The organism is Sulfuricystis thermophila, from assembly GCF_004323595.1.
GTDB lineage: Bacteria > Pseudomonadota > Gammaproteobacteria > Burkholderiales > Rhodocyclaceae > Sulfuricystis > Sulfuricystis thermophila.
In genome coordinates this window covers 1568878-1585670 of sequence record NZ_AP019373.1, presented here as the reverse complement: position 1 = coordinate 1585670, position 16793 = coordinate 1568878, and the positions used below count along the sequence as shown (strand labels likewise).

Annotated in this window: 18 protein-coding genes and 1 tRNA gene; 9 read left to right on the top strand and 10 right to left on the bottom strand. The window is 64.6% G+C overall.

Translation table 11 applies throughout. The features are described 5' to 3' along the window. The first annotated feature begins 3 nt into the window (after positions 1 to 3). A complete protein-coding gene (locus tag M52SOB_RS13930; protein ID WP_172601790.1) occupies positions 4 to 237 on the top strand; it encodes an AbrB/MazE/SpoVT family DNA-binding domain-containing protein in 234 nt (77 codons plus the stop codon). Continuing rightward, positions 234 to 650, top strand: a complete 417-nt coding sequence (locus M52SOB_RS07965; RefSeq protein ID WP_131111357.1) for a type II toxin-antitoxin system VapC family toxin — start codon at positions 234 to 236, stop codon at positions 648 to 650. Before M52SOB_RS13930 ends, M52SOB_RS07965 begins: the two co-directional genes overlap by 4 nt. On the opposite strand, the gene M52SOB_RS07960 is transcribed toward M52SOB_RS07965, so the two are convergent. From M52SOB_RS07960 to M52SOB_RS07950, 3 genes are read right to left on the bottom strand one after another with little or no spacing between them, the layout of a single operon-like run. Then, complete coding sequence (locus M52SOB_RS07960) at positions 622 to 1479, bottom strand: hydrolase 1, exosortase A system-associated (RefSeq protein ID WP_131111356.1); 858 nt, start codon at positions 1477 to 1479, stop codon at positions 622 to 624. The two genes, M52SOB_RS07965 and M52SOB_RS07960, sit on opposite strands and share 29 nt — an antisense overlap. After that, entirely contained in the window at positions 1476 to 2279 is an 804-nt protein-coding gene (locus M52SOB_RS07955; protein WP_131111355.1) for a hydrolase 2, exosortase A system-associated, read from the bottom strand. The genes M52SOB_RS07960 and M52SOB_RS07955 overlap by 4 nt, the downstream gene beginning before the upstream one ends. 9 nt (positions 2280 to 2288) lie before the next feature. Beyond that, the gene (locus M52SOB_RS07950) at positions 2289 to 2540 is read right to left on the bottom strand and encodes an acyl carrier protein (RefSeq protein ID WP_131111354.1); all 252 of its coding nucleotides are present in this window, start codon (positions 2538 to 2540) and stop codon (positions 2289 to 2291) included. Between the two features lie 83 nt (positions 2541 to 2623). On the opposite strand from M52SOB_RS07950, the gene M52SOB_RS07945 reads away from it, so the two are divergent. Both M52SOB_RS07945 and M52SOB_RS07940 read left to right on the top strand, forming a co-directional pair. Beyond that, on the top strand, positions 2624 to 4210 hold the full coding sequence (locus tag M52SOB_RS07945) for an acyl-CoA ligase (AMP-forming), exosortase A system-associated (protein ID WP_131111353.1): 1587 nt from the start codon (positions 2624 to 2626) through the stop codon (positions 4208 to 4210). Further along, a complete protein-coding gene (locus M52SOB_RS07940) occupies positions 4200 to 5441 on the top strand; it encodes a pyridoxal-dependent decarboxylase, exosortase A system-associated (protein WP_284155038.1) in 1242 nt (413 codons plus the stop codon). Before M52SOB_RS07945 ends, M52SOB_RS07940 begins: the two co-directional genes overlap by 11 nt. 40 nt (positions 5442 to 5481) lie before the next feature. Here M52SOB_RS07940 and M52SOB_RS07935 read toward each other — a convergent pair whose 3' ends face one another. Continuing rightward, the gene (locus M52SOB_RS07935) at positions 5482 to 6807 is read right to left on the bottom strand and encodes a right-handed parallel beta-helix repeat-containing protein (RefSeq protein WP_172601789.1); all 1326 of its coding nucleotides are present in this window, start codon (positions 6805 to 6807) and stop codon (positions 5482 to 5484) included. Between the two features lie 58 nt (positions 6808 to 6865). On the opposite strand from M52SOB_RS07935, the gene M52SOB_RS07930 reads away from it, so the two are divergent. The 3 genes from M52SOB_RS07930 (at position 6866) to M52SOB_RS07920 (ending at position 9446) form a co-directional block, all read left to right on the top strand. Then, positions 6866 to 7636 (top strand): YdcF family protein, encoded by a 771-nt coding sequence (locus tag M52SOB_RS07930; protein WP_284155037.1) that lies wholly within the window; start codon positions 6866 to 6868, stop codon positions 7634 to 7636. A gap of 136 nt (positions 7637 to 7772) precedes the next feature. Then, positions 7773 to 8018: a hypothetical protein gene (locus M52SOB_RS07925; RefSeq protein ID WP_131111350.1), complete on the top strand. Its 246-nt coding sequence runs from the start codon at positions 7773 to 7775 to the stop codon at positions 8016 to 8018. A 9-nt stretch (positions 8019 to 8027) separates the two neighbouring features. Next, on the top strand, positions 8028 to 9446 hold the full coding sequence (locus tag M52SOB_RS07920) for a mannose-1-phosphate guanylyltransferase/mannose-6-phosphate isomerase (protein WP_131111349.1): 1419 nt from the start codon (positions 8028 to 8030) through the stop codon (positions 9444 to 9446). 38 nt (positions 9447 to 9484) lie between these two features. Here the strand turns inward: M52SOB_RS07920 and M52SOB_RS07915 are convergent. The 4 genes from M52SOB_RS07915 to M52SOB_RS07900 form a co-directional block, all read right to left on the bottom strand. Further along, a tRNA-Ser gene (locus M52SOB_RS07915) sits at positions 9485 to 9575 on the bottom strand. Positions 9576 to 9601: 26 nt separating this feature from the next. After that, on the bottom strand, positions 9602 to 10453 hold the full coding sequence (gene nadC / locus M52SOB_RS07910) for a carboxylating nicotinate-nucleotide diphosphorylase (RefSeq protein ID WP_131111348.1): 852 nt from the start codon (positions 10451 to 10453) through the stop codon (positions 9602 to 9604). Between the two features lie 9 nt (positions 10454 to 10462). Continuing rightward, the gene (locus M52SOB_RS07905; protein ID WP_284155036.1) at positions 10463 to 11404 is read right to left on the bottom strand and encodes a DMT family transporter; all 942 of its coding nucleotides are present in this window, start codon (positions 11402 to 11404) and stop codon (positions 10463 to 10465) included. A gap of 61 nt (positions 11405 to 11465) precedes the next feature. Then, positions 11466 to 12917, bottom strand: coding sequence for an NAD(P)H-hydrate dehydratase (locus tag M52SOB_RS07900; protein ID WP_131111347.1), 1452 nt, complete (start codon positions 12915 to 12917; stop codon positions 11466 to 11468). A 49-nt stretch (positions 12918 to 12966) separates the two neighbouring features. Between M52SOB_RS07900 and M52SOB_RS07895 the strand changes: the two genes are divergently transcribed. Further along, entirely contained in the window at positions 12967 to 14145 is a 1179-nt protein-coding gene (locus M52SOB_RS07895) for a M20 aminoacylase family protein (RefSeq protein ID WP_131111346.1), read from the top strand. Between the two features lie 191 nt (positions 14146 to 14336). Further along, positions 14337 to 15335, top strand: a complete 999-nt coding sequence (locus tag M52SOB_RS07890; protein ID WP_131111345.1) for an integrase — start codon at positions 14337 to 14339, stop codon at positions 15333 to 15335. 19 nt (positions 15336 to 15354) lie between these two features. Here M52SOB_RS07890 and M52SOB_RS07885 read toward each other — a convergent pair. Beyond that, a protein-coding gene (locus tag M52SOB_RS07885; protein WP_284155035.1) for an IS5 family transposase occupies positions 15355 to 16106 on the bottom strand; the annotation gives its coding sequence in 2 pieces (ribosomal slippage) (positions 15355 to 15782 and positions 15782 to 16106; 753 coding nt in all). Positions 16107 to 16246: 140 nt separating this feature from the next. Next, positions 16247 to 16789, bottom strand: coding sequence for an SCO family protein (locus tag M52SOB_RS07880; RefSeq protein ID WP_131111344.1), 543 nt, complete (start codon positions 16787 to 16789; stop codon positions 16247 to 16249). Positions 16790 to 16793: the final 4 nt, after the last annotated feature.

Here is a 16793-nt window from a genome sequence, read left to right as displayed (position 1 = left end):
GCAATGGAGACATGCTCGGTCACGAGTAAGGGCCAGGTGACGATTCCCAAGTCGGTGCGGCAGAAGCTGGGTATCCGGCAAGGCACCAAAGTGGAATTCGCACTGGTGGACGACCATATCGAAGTGCGCGTCAGGAGCACGCCGGTGGCCGTGCCGGAAAGCGGCTTCGGCATGTTGAAGAGCCGTCGCAAAGCCGTGCCCGCGGATTTCGATCCGGCATCGCTCGCCAAACCATGATCGGTCTCGATACCAACGTGCTGGCACGCTATTACATTGCCGACGCGGCTGATGCAGAGGCGCAGCGACAGCGTGAACTGGCCCGCCAGTTGATCGAATCCGGCCAGCCGCTGATGGTCTGCAAGACGGTGCTGCTGGAATTCGAATGGCTGATGCGCGGCTACTATGGTTTCAAGACCGCGCAGACGCTGGCGGTGATGGAACATTTGTGTGCCCTGCCCAATGTCACGATCGAGGACCGCGAAGCGGTGCTTCAGGCCGTCGCGCATTGCCGGGCAGGGCTCGACTTCGCCGATGCCTTGCATCATGCCAGTTACCGCGATTGTCGGCGCATGAGCTCGTTCGACGACCGCAAGTTCGCGCGCCGGGCGAAACGGCTTGGTTTCATGCCGCCGGTGGTCGTGCCGAGATAGCGCCGAGCCACGTTACACAGGCCTTCGCCACCGCATCACGCCATTCTCGTGAAGAAAACGTGTGGTCGGCCTCGGGCAGATCGATGCGCGTGACGCCGGCGTGTTCGAGCAGCCCATGCCAGTTTGCATCGCTGGCGGCATATTCGAGGAACTCTTTGGCGGTGTAGTCGTTGCCGCTCAGGATCAGCAGGATGCGGCCGGGGAAATGCCGCCAGCCGCGCGCCATGCGCTCCTGGAAGCATAGGGCGACAGTGGGTCGGCTCCTCGCCTGAACGAGTTTGCGCAGCAGTTCGCCGAGCGCGGAAAGGATGTCGATGCGGCCCGAAAACAGCTTCGTCCAGAATTCCCGTTGCAGCAGGCGCTGACCGTAATAGTGCTTGACCTGGGTTTTCGCCAGCGTGGCTGCCGAGCGCACCCAGGGGTTGAGCAGACAGAGGCCCGCGATGCGCGGGTCGTGCGTGGCATCGACGTAGAGCAGCGCGGCGGAAGCGGCATCGCACAAGCCCCAGAGCACGACACGCGCAACACCCGGGCAGGCGCCTTGCAGCGTGGCGATCGCGGCCGCGATGTCGGGCTGAATCTGCTCGAAATCGCGGGGCGCGCCGGTGCTGTCGCCCATGCCGCGCACATCGAAGCGCAGCGTGGGAAAACCCGCTGCGGCGAGTGTGCGGGCGAGCAGGACGAATTGCCGGTGGCTGCCGACGCGCGTCTGCGGCCCGCCGACGACGATGACGACGCCGAGGTCGGCCGGTTGCTCTGGCCTGGCCAGAATGCCGAACAGGCGCTCACCCTCGCAGTCGAAGCACAGCGGCTCTTCGCGGATTTTCATGACTGCAGCGCGGCCAGCGTCGCGTCGATGAGCGCCGGCGCTTCCTCGATTTCCGTCGTCTGCCAGAAACTCGGCGCTGGCAGGACGGCACTCATGACCGAAAAGCCCGCCGCCTGCCACTGTTCGATGCGCTTGGTTGATGCCGGGGCGAGCGTGGCGCCCTCCCGCGCTGACACTTCGAACCAGACGAGGCGGCCGGGGCGTGCCGGCGGCGCGAGTTCCGTGGCTTCGAGCCCCTGCGCCAGTGCCGGGGAGAGCGCATAGCCGGCGATTTCGACCGGCTCCCCACCGGCGAGCCGCGCTTTGAGTTTTTCCATCACCCCCTTGGCTTCGCCGCCGAGCATTTCGCCGGCGACTTTCAGGCGCAGGAACTGCTGCAGGAACGGCTTGCCGGAAACCACCGGCTGCCAGAACAGAAAGTGGGCGGGAATGTCGAAACGGCGTGCGGCCTCGGCCGCCAGCAGGCAGCCGCTGCGCAGGCCCCACAGCCACAGCGGGGCCTCATGACGGGCGCGTAGCCAGTCGAGCGCGCTCAGGACGTCCTGCAACCAGTCTTGCCAGCTCGCATCGCCGAAATCGCCGCTGCTGTCGCCGCAGCCGGCGAGATCGATCTGCAGCACCGCATGGCCGCTTTCCGCCAGCCGGCGCGCCATCAGCGCGGCCATGCGGCGCGACTTGTTCATCTCCTCGGCGAAGGGGTGCAGATAGAGGAATGCCCCGCGGGCAACGCCGGCGGGGGCGTGGTAGAGGCAGAAGCGCTGGGCTGCGGCGACCGGGAGGAAGAAGGCTTCGGCCGCCATCGGCAAGCATCAGCCGGCGAGTTTGGCGTCGACGAAGTCGACCAGCGCGCCGACCGTGGCGAAGGTGCTGCCATCGATTTCGTCATCCTCGACGACGAAGCCGAAACGTTCTTCGAGGCCGGTGATCACCGCGACGACGGCCATCGAATCGAGCTCGGGGATCGCGCCGAGCAGTGGGGTGTCGGCGGTGAAGCCGGCGGCGCGCCCCTTGAGGCTGAGGATGTCGTCGAGCAGGGCGAGGACTTCTTGCTGGGTGTTCACGGCGGCTCCGGGAGATCATCGAACGGCGCGGATTATACGAGCTGTGCGATACTTGCCGGCATTTGCGTGCCGATGTCACTGCCATGCGCGATGCTTTTCTGCTCCCCCATCTGGTGACCCTTGCCGCCGAGCGCGATGCGGCCGCGATCGCGCTCACCTACGGCAAACAGTCGCTCGCCTACGGCGCCTTGCAGGAAGCCATGAGCGGCTTCGCCAGCGGCCTGATGGCGCTCGGTCTGCAACGCGGCGAGCGCGTCGGCATCTATCTCGAAAAGCGTTTCGAGACGGTGATCGCCAGTTTCGGCGCACCGGCCGCCGGCGGCGTGTTCGTGCCGCTCAATCCGCTGTTGAAACCCGAGCAGGTGGGCTACATCCTGCGCGATTGCAACGTGCGTGTGCTGGTCACCTCGAGCGAACGGCTCAAACTGCTCGCCGACGTGCTGCCGGCCTGCCACGATCTGCGTCATGTCGTGGTGATCGGGGACGGTGCGGCATGGCCGACGATGAAGGCGCCCGCCTGTCTGCGCTGGGACGAGCTGCTGGCGCAGCCAACGCGGGCCGGCCACCGGGTGATCGACACCGACATGGTGGCGATCCTCTACACCTCCGGCAGCACCGGCAAGCCGAAGGGCGTCGTGCTTTCCCACCGCAACATGGTGGCGGGTGCGAAGAGCGTCGCGAGCTATCTCGAAAACCATGCCGGCGACACGCTGCTCGCCGCGCTGCCCTTGTCGTTCGACGCCGGCTTCTCCCAGCTCACCACCGCGTTCCATGTCGGCGCGCGTGTGGTGCTGCTCAACTACCTGCTGCCGCGCGACGTGCTCAAGGCGCTGGAGCGCGAAAAGGTGACCGGGCTCACCGCCGTGCCGCCGCTCTACATCCAGCTCGCGCAGCTCGACTGGCCGGCGACGATCACCGAGCATCTGCGTTACTTCGCCAACACCGGCGGGCGCATGCCGCGCGAGACGCTCGCCGCCTTGCGCGCCAGGCTGCCGAAGTCGAAGCCGTATCTGATGTATGGCCTCACCGAGGCGTTCCGCTCGACCTATCTGCCGCCCGAGGAGGTCGACCGGCGACCGGATTCGATCGGCAAGGCTATTCCGAACGCCGAGATCCTCGTGTTGCGCGAGGACGGCACACCCTGTGCGCCGAACGAGCCGGGCGAGCTGGTGCATCGCGGCGCGCTGGTGGGCATGGGTTACTGGAGCGATCCGGAAAAGACGGCCGAACGCTACAGGCCGTTGCCCGGCCGCGAGCCGGGGCTGGTGATTCCCGAGCTGGCGGTGTTCTCCGGCGATACGGTGAAGATGGACGAGGAGGGTTTCCTGTATTTCATCGGCCGCCGTGACGAAATGATCAAGACCTCGGGCTATCGCGTCAGTCCGACCGAAGTCGAGGAAATCCTCTATGCGACGAAGCTGGTCGGCGAATGCGTCGCCTTCGGGGTCGAACATCCGACACTCGGCCAGGCGATCCAGGTGATCGCTACCCCACCCGACGGCGGCCAGCTCGACGTCGAGGCGCTGCTCGCCGAGTGCCGGGCGCGCATGCCGGCCTACATGGTGCCGGCGGGCATCGCGGTGCGGGATGGCCCGCTGCCGCGCAACCCGAACGGCAAGATCGACCGCAAGACCTTGAGCACGGAATGGATCGAACGTCATGGCCACTGACAAGACCCCACCTGCCCATGCGCCGATGAGCCAGTTTCCGGTCGAATCCGGCGAGCTGGTCGTCGGCGGTCTGCCGCTGACACGGCTCGCCGCTCGTGTCGGCACGACGCCTTTCTATGCCTATGACCGCAGTCTGCTCTCGCGGCGGGTGGCGGAATTGCGCGCGATTCTGCCGCCGGCGGTGAAGCTCCACTATGCGATGAAGGCCAACCCGATGCCGGCACTGGTGGCGCACATGGTGCGGCTGGTCGATGGCATCGATGTCGCCTCGGGCGGTGAATTGAAGGGGGCGCTCGATGCCGGCGCCGATCCGCGCGAGATCAGCTTTGCCGGGCCGGGCAAGCGTGAGAATGAGCTCGTGCAGGCGGTCGCCGCGGGGATCGTCGTCAATGTCGAATCCTTCCGCGAGATTCGTCTGCTGGCGGCAATCTCACAGCGGCTCGGCCTGCCGGCGCGTGTCGCGGTGCGCGTCAATCCCGATTTTGAGCTCAAGGCCTCGGGCATGAAGATGGGCGGCGGGCCGAAGCAGTTCGGCATCGACGCCGAAGCGGTGCCGCAGGCGCTGGCCGAAATCGGCAGGAACGGACTCGCGTTCGAGGGTTTCCATCTCTTCGCCGGCTCGCAGAACCTGAAGGCCGCGGCGATCGTCGAGGCGCAGCAGAAATCCTATGAACTCGCGCTGCGACTGGCCGGGGATGCGCCCGCGCCGGTGCGCTTCCTGAATCTCGGCGGCGGCTTTGGCATTCCCTATTTTCCGGGCGAAGGGCGTCTCGATCTGGCGCCGATCGGCGCCAATCTCGCCGCGCTGGTCGAGCGGGCGCAGACCGAGTTGCCGCAGGCCGAACTGGTGATCGAGCTGGGGCGTTATCTGGTCGGCGAGGCGGGCGTGTATGTCACGCGCGTGCTCGACCGCAAGGTCTCGCGCGGCCAGGTGTTCCTCGTCTGCGATGGCGGGCTGAACCACCACCTCTCGGCATCAGGCAACTTCGGCCAGGTGATCCGCAAGAATTATCCGGTCGCCATTGGCAACAAGATGGATGCGACGGAGAAGGAAATCGCCTCGGTCGTCGGCCCGTTGTGCACGCCGCTCGACTTGCTGGCCGACCGGATGGAACTGGCCAGGGCAGAGCCGGGCGATCTCGTCGTGATCTTCCAGTCCGGCGCCTATGGCGCCAGCGCCAGTCCGCAGGCGTTTTTAGGGCACCCGCCCGTCACCGAAATACTGGTCTAGGCGCCGTCCCGGGGTTGCTCGCAACTTCAGGCACCGACTCTCAATTCGAATTGTCGGGCTGCAGCGTCTGCTTTGCCCCGGGCAGCGTCGGTGTGGTAGTCAGCGGCCGGGTCGAGGCGGGATGCACGTATTCGCGCACCGGCACGAGGCTGAAGCCGTTGGCGCTGCCGGGGTCGCGCCAGGTGCGATGGAGCGGACTTTCGCGCTTGATGCGATAGTCATGGCGTTGCGGTAGCACGAAGGGCTCCCATTCGACGTTCGGATTGTTGACGAATTCGCCATCGATGCCGCCGCTGTTGAGCGGCCGCTTGCCGATCAGCAGGTTGTTGTAGGCCTTGACGACCTGGAAGCCGGGCTTGGCGACGAGGAAATAGCCGCCCTGCGGGCGTTCATCGTGCATCGTGTTGTTGATCAGATAGAGCTGATTGGCGGCATGCTTGTATCCCTCGGCGCCATAGGAGATGAGCACCGCGTTTTCCGGTGTGGCGTTTTGCTGGATGATGTTGCCGATCGCATAGGCGATGCCGCCATTGGGGAATTCGAGCTCGTAGCTGGCGCGGCCGCCGGCCTCGTCGGTGAGTCGGTTGTAGAGGATGAAGTTTTCCGCGGCGCGGCTCTTCAACAGATGTCCCGCCTTGGCGTGATGGAAATAGCTGCCGGTCACGCGCAGGCTTTGGATCGCGCCGACGTAGAGGTTGTGGCTGTAGCCGTCGCCGGCGCCGTTGTGGCCGAATTCGCTGTCCTCGATTTCCAACATCATGTTGCCGCTGCCGCTGAGGATGCCGTTCTCGTTGTCGTGGAAGCGGCAATTGCGCACGATGAGGTGGCCGCGCTCGAAACGGATGCCGGCGCCGTTTCTGTCCGGCACGCGAGCGCCGGTGAATTCGAGATTCTCGACGACGATGCGACCACCGCGGATCACCCAGATGCCCTTGCCCTCGGCGCTGGCGCCGGCGGCGATCAGTCGCGGACGCCCGCCGACGCCGCGGATCGTCAGGTCGTTTTGCTTCCATACCGCGACATCGGCCGGGTAATCACCGGCTTCGATCTCGACGGTGTCGCCGTCCTGGGCGAGCTTCGCCGCGGTGGAGATGAGGCGGATCTCCTGATTCGGCCCGACCTTCAGGACCTTGCCGCTGGGGCGGGTGGCGGTTTCGCCGGCCGCCGGCGAGGGGACGGTGACGAGCCGGCCGCTGGCATCGCGGCGCACTTCGCCCAAGTATTGCGGCGCGCCGGGCAGGTCGTTGGCCTGACAGGTCAGCCAAACGCCCGTCAGGGCGAAGAGGGCGAGGATGCGGCGGCAAAGGGTGGAAGCGGGATGGCGTGCCGTCTCGCCAGCGCCGAGTTTCGAATACGAGTCTGTCATGTGGGCCTCCCCATGGGGGTATTGCAGCATAATGCACCCATTGGCCACGAACATGCAAATGGATTCCCTGCCGACCAGTTTCGTGTTGAAGAAATTCGTCTCGGCGCTGTTTTTGCCGCCGGGCGGGTTGTTGCTGTGCATCCTCGTCGGATTGCTGCTGATGCGCCGCCGGCCGCGGCTGGGCAGGCTGTTCGCGTGGGGTGGCATGACGCTGGCCTGGCTGATGAGCACGCCTGCCTTCGTCAATCCAATCGTCGCGCCGCTCGAGGACGTGCCGGTGTTGCAGGAACGCGACCTGATGCGCGCCGAGGCGATCGTCATCCTCGGTGCCGGCGCCTACCGCCACCTGCCGGAATATGGCGGTGGTTCGGCGCCCAACCGGCTGGCGCTCGAACGCTTGCGCTACGGCGCGCGCCTGGCGCGGGCGAGCGGCCTGCCGGTGCTGCTGAGCGGCGAGATCGGGCCGATGGCGGACGTGCTGCGCAACGATTTCGGCATTGCGCCACGCTGGCTGGACGGCGCTGCGCTCGATACCCAGGACAATGCCGCCAACACCCTGGCCATCCTCGAGCGCGCCGGTATTCGCCGCATCGTGCTGGTGACGCATGCGGCCCACATGCGCCGCGCGCTGGCCGAATTCGCCCGGCTGCCGGGCGATTTGGAGGTGATTCCCGCTCCGCTCGGCTTCCTTTCCCGCCAGGGGCACGAACTGCAGGAAATGGCCTTCCTCGACTATCTGCCGAGCCCGACGGCTGCCTTTGCGGCCTGGTATGCCGCGCACGAATGGGCGGGGCTCCTCGCCCTGCGCCTGCGCCGCTTCGTTCCTTGAGCGGCGGTGATGCCGTTTTGCCAGCGCCGGTTTTCGTCCTCCATCTCTGCCATGTCGCTGTAAAGCATAGAAATAAGGCATGATCACCCCGTATAATTTCTATAACTTTTGGACTAGATTTTGCTAAGGTGCGAAAATGCAGGTGGTGGGGAGCGACATGGACAAGACGATGAGCGGGCAGCGAGATGGGGCACTGATCGCCGGCGTGCTGGTGGTCGTGCTGCTGGCCGGCCTGTTCCTCCTGCTCTGGAAATTCATCCATGCGCCGCTGATGTGGGTGGTGGTAGTGGGATGGCTCGTGCTGCCGTTGCTGCCCTTCGCCTTGCGTTTGTTCTCGCTGCGCCTGACACCCAACGACCGCGAAACCGATGGCTTGTGCTAGATTGCGCGCATGAGCGCATTCATACCCGTCATACTGTCCGGCGGCGCCGGAACACGGCTGTGGCCGGTTTCCCGCGAGGCATTACCGAAACCTTTCATCAAGCTCCCCGACGGCGAGAGCCTGCTTTTGAAGACGCTCAAGCGCGCCGTCGGCCTGCCCGGCGTGACGGCGCTGTTGACCGTCACCAACCGCGATCATTACTTTCTGACCCGCGACGAATACGCAGCGGTGCCTGATACGCCGCCGCTCGATTATCTGCTCGAGCCTTTCGGCCGCAATACCGCGCCGGCCATCGCCGCTGCCACCCTGCATGCCATCAGCCGCTTCGGCGCCGACAGCACGCTGCTGGTGCTGCCGGCCGACCACCTGATCGGCGATCAGACGGCCTTCGCCGCAGCGGTCGATACGGCGCGGCAACTGGCCCAGCAGGGCTGGCTGGTGACCTTCGGCATCCGGCCGACCGCGCCGGAGACCGGCTTCGGCTACATCGAGGCCGGAACGCCGCTCGGCGCTGGTTTCAAAGTCGCCCGCTTCGTCGAAAAGCCGAGCCTGGAGAAGGCGCAGACCTATCTCGCGGCGGGCAATTTCAGCTGGAATGCCGGCATGTTCTGCTTTACCGCAGCGACGATGCTCGATGCGCTGCGTGCCCATGCACCCGATTTGCTCGATGCAGTCGAACAGACGCTCGCCGCGACCGATTTCGCCAAGCTGCCGGCAGTGCTGTCGGCCGAACATTTCAAGCTGGCCCCGGATGTCTCGATCGATTACGCGGTGATGGAAAAGTCCGGGCGGGTCGCCGTCGTGCCCGCGGCTTTCGATTGGAGCGACATCGGCTCGTGGAATGCGCTGGCCGAGCTGACACCGCCCGACGGCTGCGGCAACCGTGTCGCCGGTGAGGCGGTGCTCGTCGATGCGAAAAACTGTTACCTGCAGGGCGAGGATCGCGTCGTCGCCGCGGTCGGCGTCGACAACCTGTTGATCGTCGATACCGCCGATGCGCTCTTGGTGGCGGATCGCGATCGTGCCCAGGACGTCAAGGCGGTGGTGCAGCAGCTCAAGCTCACCGCGCACGACAGCGTGCGTCATCACCGCACCGTGCATCGCCCGTGGGGCAGCTATACCGTGCTCGAAGAAGGTCCGCGTTTCAAGATCAAGCGCATCGTCGTCAAGCCCGGCGCGAGCCTCAGCCTGCAGATGCATCATCACCGCAGCGAGCACTGGGTGGTGATCTCCGGCATGGCGCGCGTGGTCAATGGCGAGCGCGAGATCTTCGTGCGCACCGACGAATCGACCTACATTCCTTCCGGTACGCCACACCGGCTCTCCAATCCCGGCAAGATCGACTGTGTGATGATCGAGGTGCAGTCCGGCGACTATGTCGGCGAGGACGACATCGTGCGGCTGGAAGACAATTACGGTCGGTGTTGATCAGTAATGACGATCGCCAGCCGTATGGGGTGCGGGGCTGGCGGAGAGGGCGGGATTCGAACCCGCGTCAGGGTATTACCCTGAACACGCTTTCCAGGCGTGCGACTTAAACCACTCATCCACCTCTCCGCGCGAGGGGCCAGATTCTAGCAGACTCAGCCTTCGCTGTGCCGCAGCGAAAGATCGATCGCGCGCACGTCTTTGGTCAGGCTGCCGATCGAGATGCGGTCGATGCCGGTTTCCGCGATCGCGCGCACGGTTTCGAGACGCACGCCGCCGGAGGCTTCGAGCTGGGCGCGGCCGGCCGTGAGGCCGACGGCCTGGCGCATCTGGTGCAGATCCATGTTGTCGAGCAGGATCAGCGTCGCGCCGGCATCGAGGGCTTCGGCGAGCTGTTCGAGCGTCTCGACCTCGATCTGGATGAACACGTCGGGTGGCGCCAGTCGCTGCGCTTGCTGGAAGGCGGCGGTCACGCCGCCGGCGGCGAGGATGTGGTTTTCCTTGATCAGGATGCCGTCATAGAGGCCGAGACGGTGATTGGTGCCGCCGCCGCAGGCCACGGCATATTTCTGTGCCAGACGCAGGCCGGGGATGGTCTTCCTCGTGTCGACGATCTTGGCGCGCGTGCCGGCGACGGCTTCGACGTAGCGCCGGGTTTGCGTTGCCGTGCCGGAAAGCAGCTGCAGGAAATTGAGCGCGCTGCGCTCTGCGGTCAAGAGCGCGCGGGTGTCGGCTTCCAGCTCGCATAGCACCTGGCCGGCTTCGATGCGATCACCGTCGCGCGCCAGCCAGTTGATCTGGGCGGCCGGGTCGAGCTGACGCAGGCAGGCGTCGAACCAGGCGGTGCCGCAGAGGATCGCGGCCTCACGGGTGATGACGATGCCGCGCGCAGTGCGCTGTGCGGGCGCCAGCCGGGCGGTGAGATCGCCGCTGCCGATGTCTTCGGCGAGCGCGGCGCGGACGTTCTGTTCGATGGCTTCGGCCAACGTCGGGTTGTGTTTTTTCATGGGAAAATTCTAACGTCTTTGCGTCAGCGCCAGCACGATGCTGGATGCCGCGATGATCGCCATGCCGGAGAGGGTGGCACCATCCGGCCAGTGATCGAAGACGAGCCAGCCCAATAGGGTCGCCCAGATCAATTGGGCGTAGAGAAAGGGCGATAGCACCGTGGCCGGCGCGAGACGGAAAGCCTTGGTGAGCAGGAAATGGCCACTGCCGCCGAAGATGCCGAGCGCGGCGATCATTAGGCCATCGCGCAGGTCCGGCATCGGCCCGCCCCAGTAGAGAGGGGCGGCCAGCGTCATGCTCAGCGTGCCGACCAGCGCGGTGTAGAACAGCAGCGTGAGCGTGTTTTCACTCGGCGAGAGCAGGCGGGTCTGGATCTGGTAGATGCTGTAGCACAGCGCCGCACCCAGCACCAGCAGGATGCCGGTGAGATTGAGCGCACCGTCCGGGCGCGCGATCAGAAGTGCGCCGGCGAAGCCGCACAGGCTCGCGCCCCAGTGCAATGGTCGCAGTTTTTCGCCGAGGAAAGGGCCGGCGAGCAGGGCGACGATCAGCGGCGTGACGAAGATCAGCGCGGTGGTTTCCGCCAATGGCAGGTGACGGAAGGCCGCCATCGCGAAACCGGTGGTGACGACCAGCATCAAGGCGCGCACCACCTGCATCAGCGGGCGTTTCGTCTGCACCAGTTTCCAGCGCAGCGAAGGCGCGAGGAAGATCAGCATCAGCAGGCAATGCAGCGTGTAACGCGCCCAGACCAGCATCGGCACCGGATAAGTCTGCGACAGATGCTTGGCCGTGGCGTCGAGCAGCGCGAAACAGAGTACCGCCGCGAGCATCAACAGCATGCCGCGGAAAGGGTGGTGTTCAGCAGCCAACTTCAGCGCTTGTGGAAAATTCTGCTGCGCGGTCTGCTGGCTGCGTTGCGCGGTGCTCGCTCCCTCGCCTAACTCCATGTTATGTCTCGGTCGCTGCGCTCCGTGCGCCTTGCCATCAGCCCGCTCGCGACGAATTTTTTCACAAGCTCTCAGCGATCCATTGGTTGAGGATGCGGCGCGCCGGGTCGATCAGTTCGCCGGCGGTCAGCCCGACGGGACCATCGCCGGTGGCGACGCAGGCATCCGCCGCCGCGCCGTGCAGGTGCACCGCGGCGAGCATGGCTTCGAGCGGCGGCCAGCGTTGGGCGAGCAGGGCGGCGAGCATGCCGGTGAGCACGTCGCCCGTGCCGGCGCTCGCCAGGCCGGGGTTGCCGTTCGTGTTGATGAACCAGCGCCCATCCGGGGTGGCGATGACCGTGCCGCAGCCCTTCAGTGCGACGTGAGCAGAAAAACGCTTGGCCAGTTCCAGCGCTGCCTTGACGCGATCGGCCTGGATCGCGCCGGGCAGGCAACCCAGCAGCCGTGCGGCTTCGGCAGGATGCGGGGTGAGCAAAGTCGGCGCTGGCGAGACGGCACACTTGCGTTGCAGTTGTGGGGTCTTGGCCAGCAGATTGAGGCCGTCGGCGTCGATGATGAGCGGCAAACCGCCATCGAATGCCTGCGCGAGCAGCGCTTCGGCGGAGGGCGATTGGCCGAGCCCCGGCCCGATCGCGAGCACGCTGGCCAAGCGTTGCGCTTCGTCGGGCGAGCGCAGCATCAGCTCCGGCTGGGCGACATCGACGGCGAGGGTTTCCAGCATGCCGAGATACACCCGTCCCGCGCCGAGCCTGAGTGCGGCACGGCCGGCGAGCAGCGCGGCGCCAGCCATGCCCGGCGCGCCGCCGAGGATCGCGACGTTGCCGAAGCTGCCCTTGTGGCTGTTGCGCGGCCGGGGCTTCAGGCAGGCGCGGAACGACTCAGGCGTGACGACTTGGCCGTCGCCGTTGCCGACATTTAAGCCGAGGTCACAGAGGTCGAGTTTGCCGCAAAAATCCGGCCCTTCGCCGGTCAGCAAGCCCGGCTTCAGGGCGATGAAGGTGGCGGTGCGGGTCGCGCGGATCGTCGGGCCGGTGACCTGGCCGGTCAGCGCATTCAGGCCGCTCGGTGTGTCGAGCGCGAGGATCGGGGCGCCGCTGGCATTGGCGCGCTCGATCCATTCCGCATACGGGCCCTCGATCGGCCGCGCGAGCCCGATGCCGAACAGCCCGTCGATGATCAGGCCGAAATGCTCGACCGGGTAATCGGCAAGGCATTGGCCGCCGCATTCCATCCAGGCGGCATGGGCGGCGCGGGCATCCGCGGGCAGTTTGTTCGAGTCACCGGCGAACAGCACGACGGGCGTGTGGCCGGCTTCTTTGAGAAGGCGGGCGACGACGAAGGCATCGCCGCCGTTGTTGCCGGGGCCGGCGAGAATCAGGGCTCGACCTTCCAGCATTTCCAGCGCGATGCGTGCGGCGCAGGCGCCGGCCCGTTCCATCAACGAGGGCGTGGCATCGGCATGGGCCGCTTCGAGGGCGCGTAGCGCCTGCGCTTGCAGGATTGCGGTGTGCATTCCGGTGATTGTAGGTGATAGAGTGTTTCCTCATTGTGAGGAAATGATCATGAATCTCGATTTTCTGCCCGAATTGTCCGCCCGCATCGCCACGTTGCGGCGCGATCTGCATGCCCATCCCGAGCTCGCCTTCCAGGAGTCGCGCACCGCGTCCGTGGTTGCCGAGCATCTGAAAAAACTCGGCCTCGAAGTCTTCGAAGGCATCGCGAAAACCGGCGTCGTCGCGCGTCTGAAGCTGGGCAAGGGTGACCGCGCGATCGGCCTGCGCGCCGACATGGATGCGCTGCCATTGCCCGAGTTGAACACCTTCCCGCACCGCTCGCGCCACGAGGGGCGCATGCACGCCTGCGGGCACGATGGCCATACGGCGATGCTGCTCGGCGCCGCCGAGGCGCTGGTGCGCCTGCATGAGGTGGGGCGCCTGAACGGTTCCGGCAGCGTCTATTTCATCTTCCAGCCGGCCGAGGAGCACGAGGGAGGCGGCCGCGTGATGGTCGAGGAGGGGCTGTTCGAGCGCTTTCCGATGCAGATGGTGTTCGGCCTGCACAACTGGCCGGGGCTGCCGGCGGGCAGCATCGCTGTGATCGAAGGGCCGGTGATGGCGGGCGCAGACCGTTTCGAGATCGTCATCAGCGCCCGCGGCGCACATGCCGCGATGCCGCATCAGGGCAGCGACGCGATCCTGGCCGGCGCCGAACTGGTGCAGGCGGTGCAATCGCTGGTGAGCCGCAGCGTCGATCCGCTCGAGGCTGCCGTGGTCAGCGTCACGCGCTTTCAGGCCGGCCATGCCGACAACATCCTGCCCGAGCAGGCAGTGCTGGGCGGCACGGTGCGCTGCTTCCGCCCAGAGTTGCAGGACACGCTCGAAGCGGGTCTGGAGCGCATCTGCAGCGGCATCGAAGCGATGCACCGTGTGCGCATCGAGCTCAAATACGAACGTGGTTACCCGCCAACGATCAATGCCCCGGAGCCGAGCTTCCTCTGCCGCGAGGTGGCGCGCCAGGTCGTTGGCGGCGAACAGGTGCTGACGCATCTCAAACCAAGCATGGGCGCCGAAGACTTCGCCTACCTGTCACGCGTCGTGCCGGGCTGCTATGTCTGGCTCGGCAACGGGCCCGGCGAGGGCGGCTGCATGCTGCACAGCCCGCACTACGATTTCAATGACGAAATCATCGCCACCGGCATCCGCTACTGGGTGCGGCTGGTGGAGAAGGCGCTGGCGCCGTAAATCCGAACGGGGGAATCTGGAGGCGCGGGCCGGAGTCGAACCGACCTACTCGGATTTGCAATCTGAAAACGTGAATTTTTAAAACCCGCATCATTACTTGCTTTCGCGTCAATTCAGCGATAAATTACCGGCTCGCGGGGACGCTCGCGGGACACTTGACTAAAGCGTGTGGTTATTATCGGAGGGCGCAAATGGCAAGCATCGTTGCGAGAAAAAACGCCGTCGGAGAGGTCACCGGCTGGCAAGTAAAGGTTCGGCGGCGGGGTCATGCGCCGGTATCTCGAACATTCGTTCGGCGTGCCGATGCCGAGCGTTACGCGCGTCAAGTCGAGGCGGAAATGGATCGCGGCGTATTCGTGCCGACCGAGGAAGCCGAAGCCGTTACGCTGGGTGAGGCCCTGGATCGTTATCTGCGGGAAGTCTCGATCAAGAAAAAGGGACACGCCCAGGAAGCAAGCCGGATCCGCCTATGGAAAGAGTATCCACTGTCCAAGCGATCGTTGGCAACGATACGCGCGACTGACATTGCCAAGTATCGGGACGAACGGTTAGAAGCTGGCGCGTCTGCCGCGACGGTGCGCCTCGATCTCGCGGTAATCTCGCATCTCTATACGATTGCCGCAAAAGAATGGGGCCTGCCGGTGCGCAATCCGGTTGCGTCGGTGCGTCTGCCCCAGGCGAACAATGCGCGCAATCGCCGGCTCGATGCCGACGAAGAGGCGCGATTGATGGCATCGCTTGCGCAAAGCCGCAACCCTTACATCCTGGCATTTGTGCAGCTAGCCTTGGAAACCGCCATGCGGCGCGGAGAACTCCTGGCGCTGCAATGGGAGAACGTCGATCTCAAGCGCCGAGTTGCCCATTTACCGGCGACCAAAAACGGCGAAGCCCGGACGGTGCCGCTATCCAGCCGCGCCGTTGCGATCCTGCAAGACCTGCCGCGTAGCATCGATGGTCGAGTATTCGCGACTACGTCAGTCGCACTCAAATTTGCCTGGATCAGCGCATGCAAGCGCGCCGGTATCGATGATCTGCATTTCCACGACCTACGCCACGAAGCCACCAGTCGACTAGCCGAGAAGCTGCCCAACGTCGTCGAACTCTCGGCGGTTACCGGACACAAAGACTTGCGCATGCTCAAGCGGTATTACCATCCGCGCGCCGAAGACCTGGCGCGGAAGATCGGCTGATGCTAGGGTGTGTTCTCAATCAAGCCAACCAGACGATAGTGCAGGCCAGATGAATGAACGACAAGAAGGATGCTGCGAGTTTGTCGTAGCGCGTGGCGATGCGTCTGAATTGCTTGATTCGGCAGAAGAAGCGCTCGATCAGATTGCAGCTCTTGTAGATATGCCGGTCGAACGAGCGGGGGTTGAGTCGGTTCGAGCGCGGTGGAATGACCGCCTGGCTGCCTTGCGTCGTAATCGATTCGACGAAGGCATCCGAATCGTAGCCCTTGTCGGCGACGATGAACTCGGCCGGCTGATCCTGAATCAGCGCTGCCGCCTGCTCGATGTCGGCGACCTGCCCGGCCGAGAGAATGACCCGCAGTGGATTGCCCAAGGCATCCACGGCGACATGCAGTTTCGTCGTCAGTCCGCCCCGCGAGCGGCCGATCTCCTGTTGGCCGGCTTTTTTTGGGCGCCGGCGGAATGCTGGTGGGCGCGCACGATGGTCGAGTCGATGAACAGATGCTCCATGTCAGCATCGCCTTGCAGTGCGGTTGCCACACGTTCCCAGACACCTTTCTCACGCCAGCGCGCGAAGCGCACATAGGTCCGATGCCAATGGCCCAGCTCTTTCGGCAGGTCACGCCACGGACTGCCCGTACGCATGATCCAGAGAACGGCTTCGACGAAGCGTCGGTTGTCTTTCGCGGTACGGCCGGGATCGCCTTTCTTGCCTGGCAAGAGCTGTTCAATGCGTGCCCACTGGTCATCTCGTAACATCGTCCGGTCCATCCTGACTCCTGCGCAAAAGTCAGGATATGACCATAATTCACCCACTGTGAACAGCCCCTCGCCATGTCATTGACTGGGAACAATATCTCTCGGCTAGCTTGCATATGGCATGTCAGGATTTCATCAATTGAGAATAGGCTCTAGGGCAGCAGGCGTAGCACGGTGTCTTGCAGCTCATGTAACGGCGTGCCATAGGGCAATATGCGCACCAAGCGGCCGTTGGGATCGATCACGTAAGTGTTCACCGTATGATCCACAGTGTAATCGGAGCCCGTATCCACATAGCGAAAATATGCTCCGTACCGCTGCGCAATCCGGCGAAGTTCGTCTTCGTTTCCAGTCAAAGCCAAAATCCCATTTCCGAAGTTGGCAACATAAGACTCTAGGGCTTCTGGCGTGTCTCGTCTGGGATCTACACTGACGAATACGGGTTGTACGCGATGGCGTTTGTCGGCTGGCATGCTGGCGAGGAGGCGCTGGAAGGTTAGCAATTCTGTAGGGCACATAACGGGACAGGCGGTAAAACCAAAGTACAAAAGGACAACGCGACCGCGCAAGGAGGTCAGACTAACGGGTCTTCCATCCGGGGTGTGCAACAAGAAATCGCCACCCGGAATGCCCGCCCACGCGGGAAGAAGGACACAAAGCAACAGCGCAGTCAGAATTGCCTGTCGATATTTCATACTA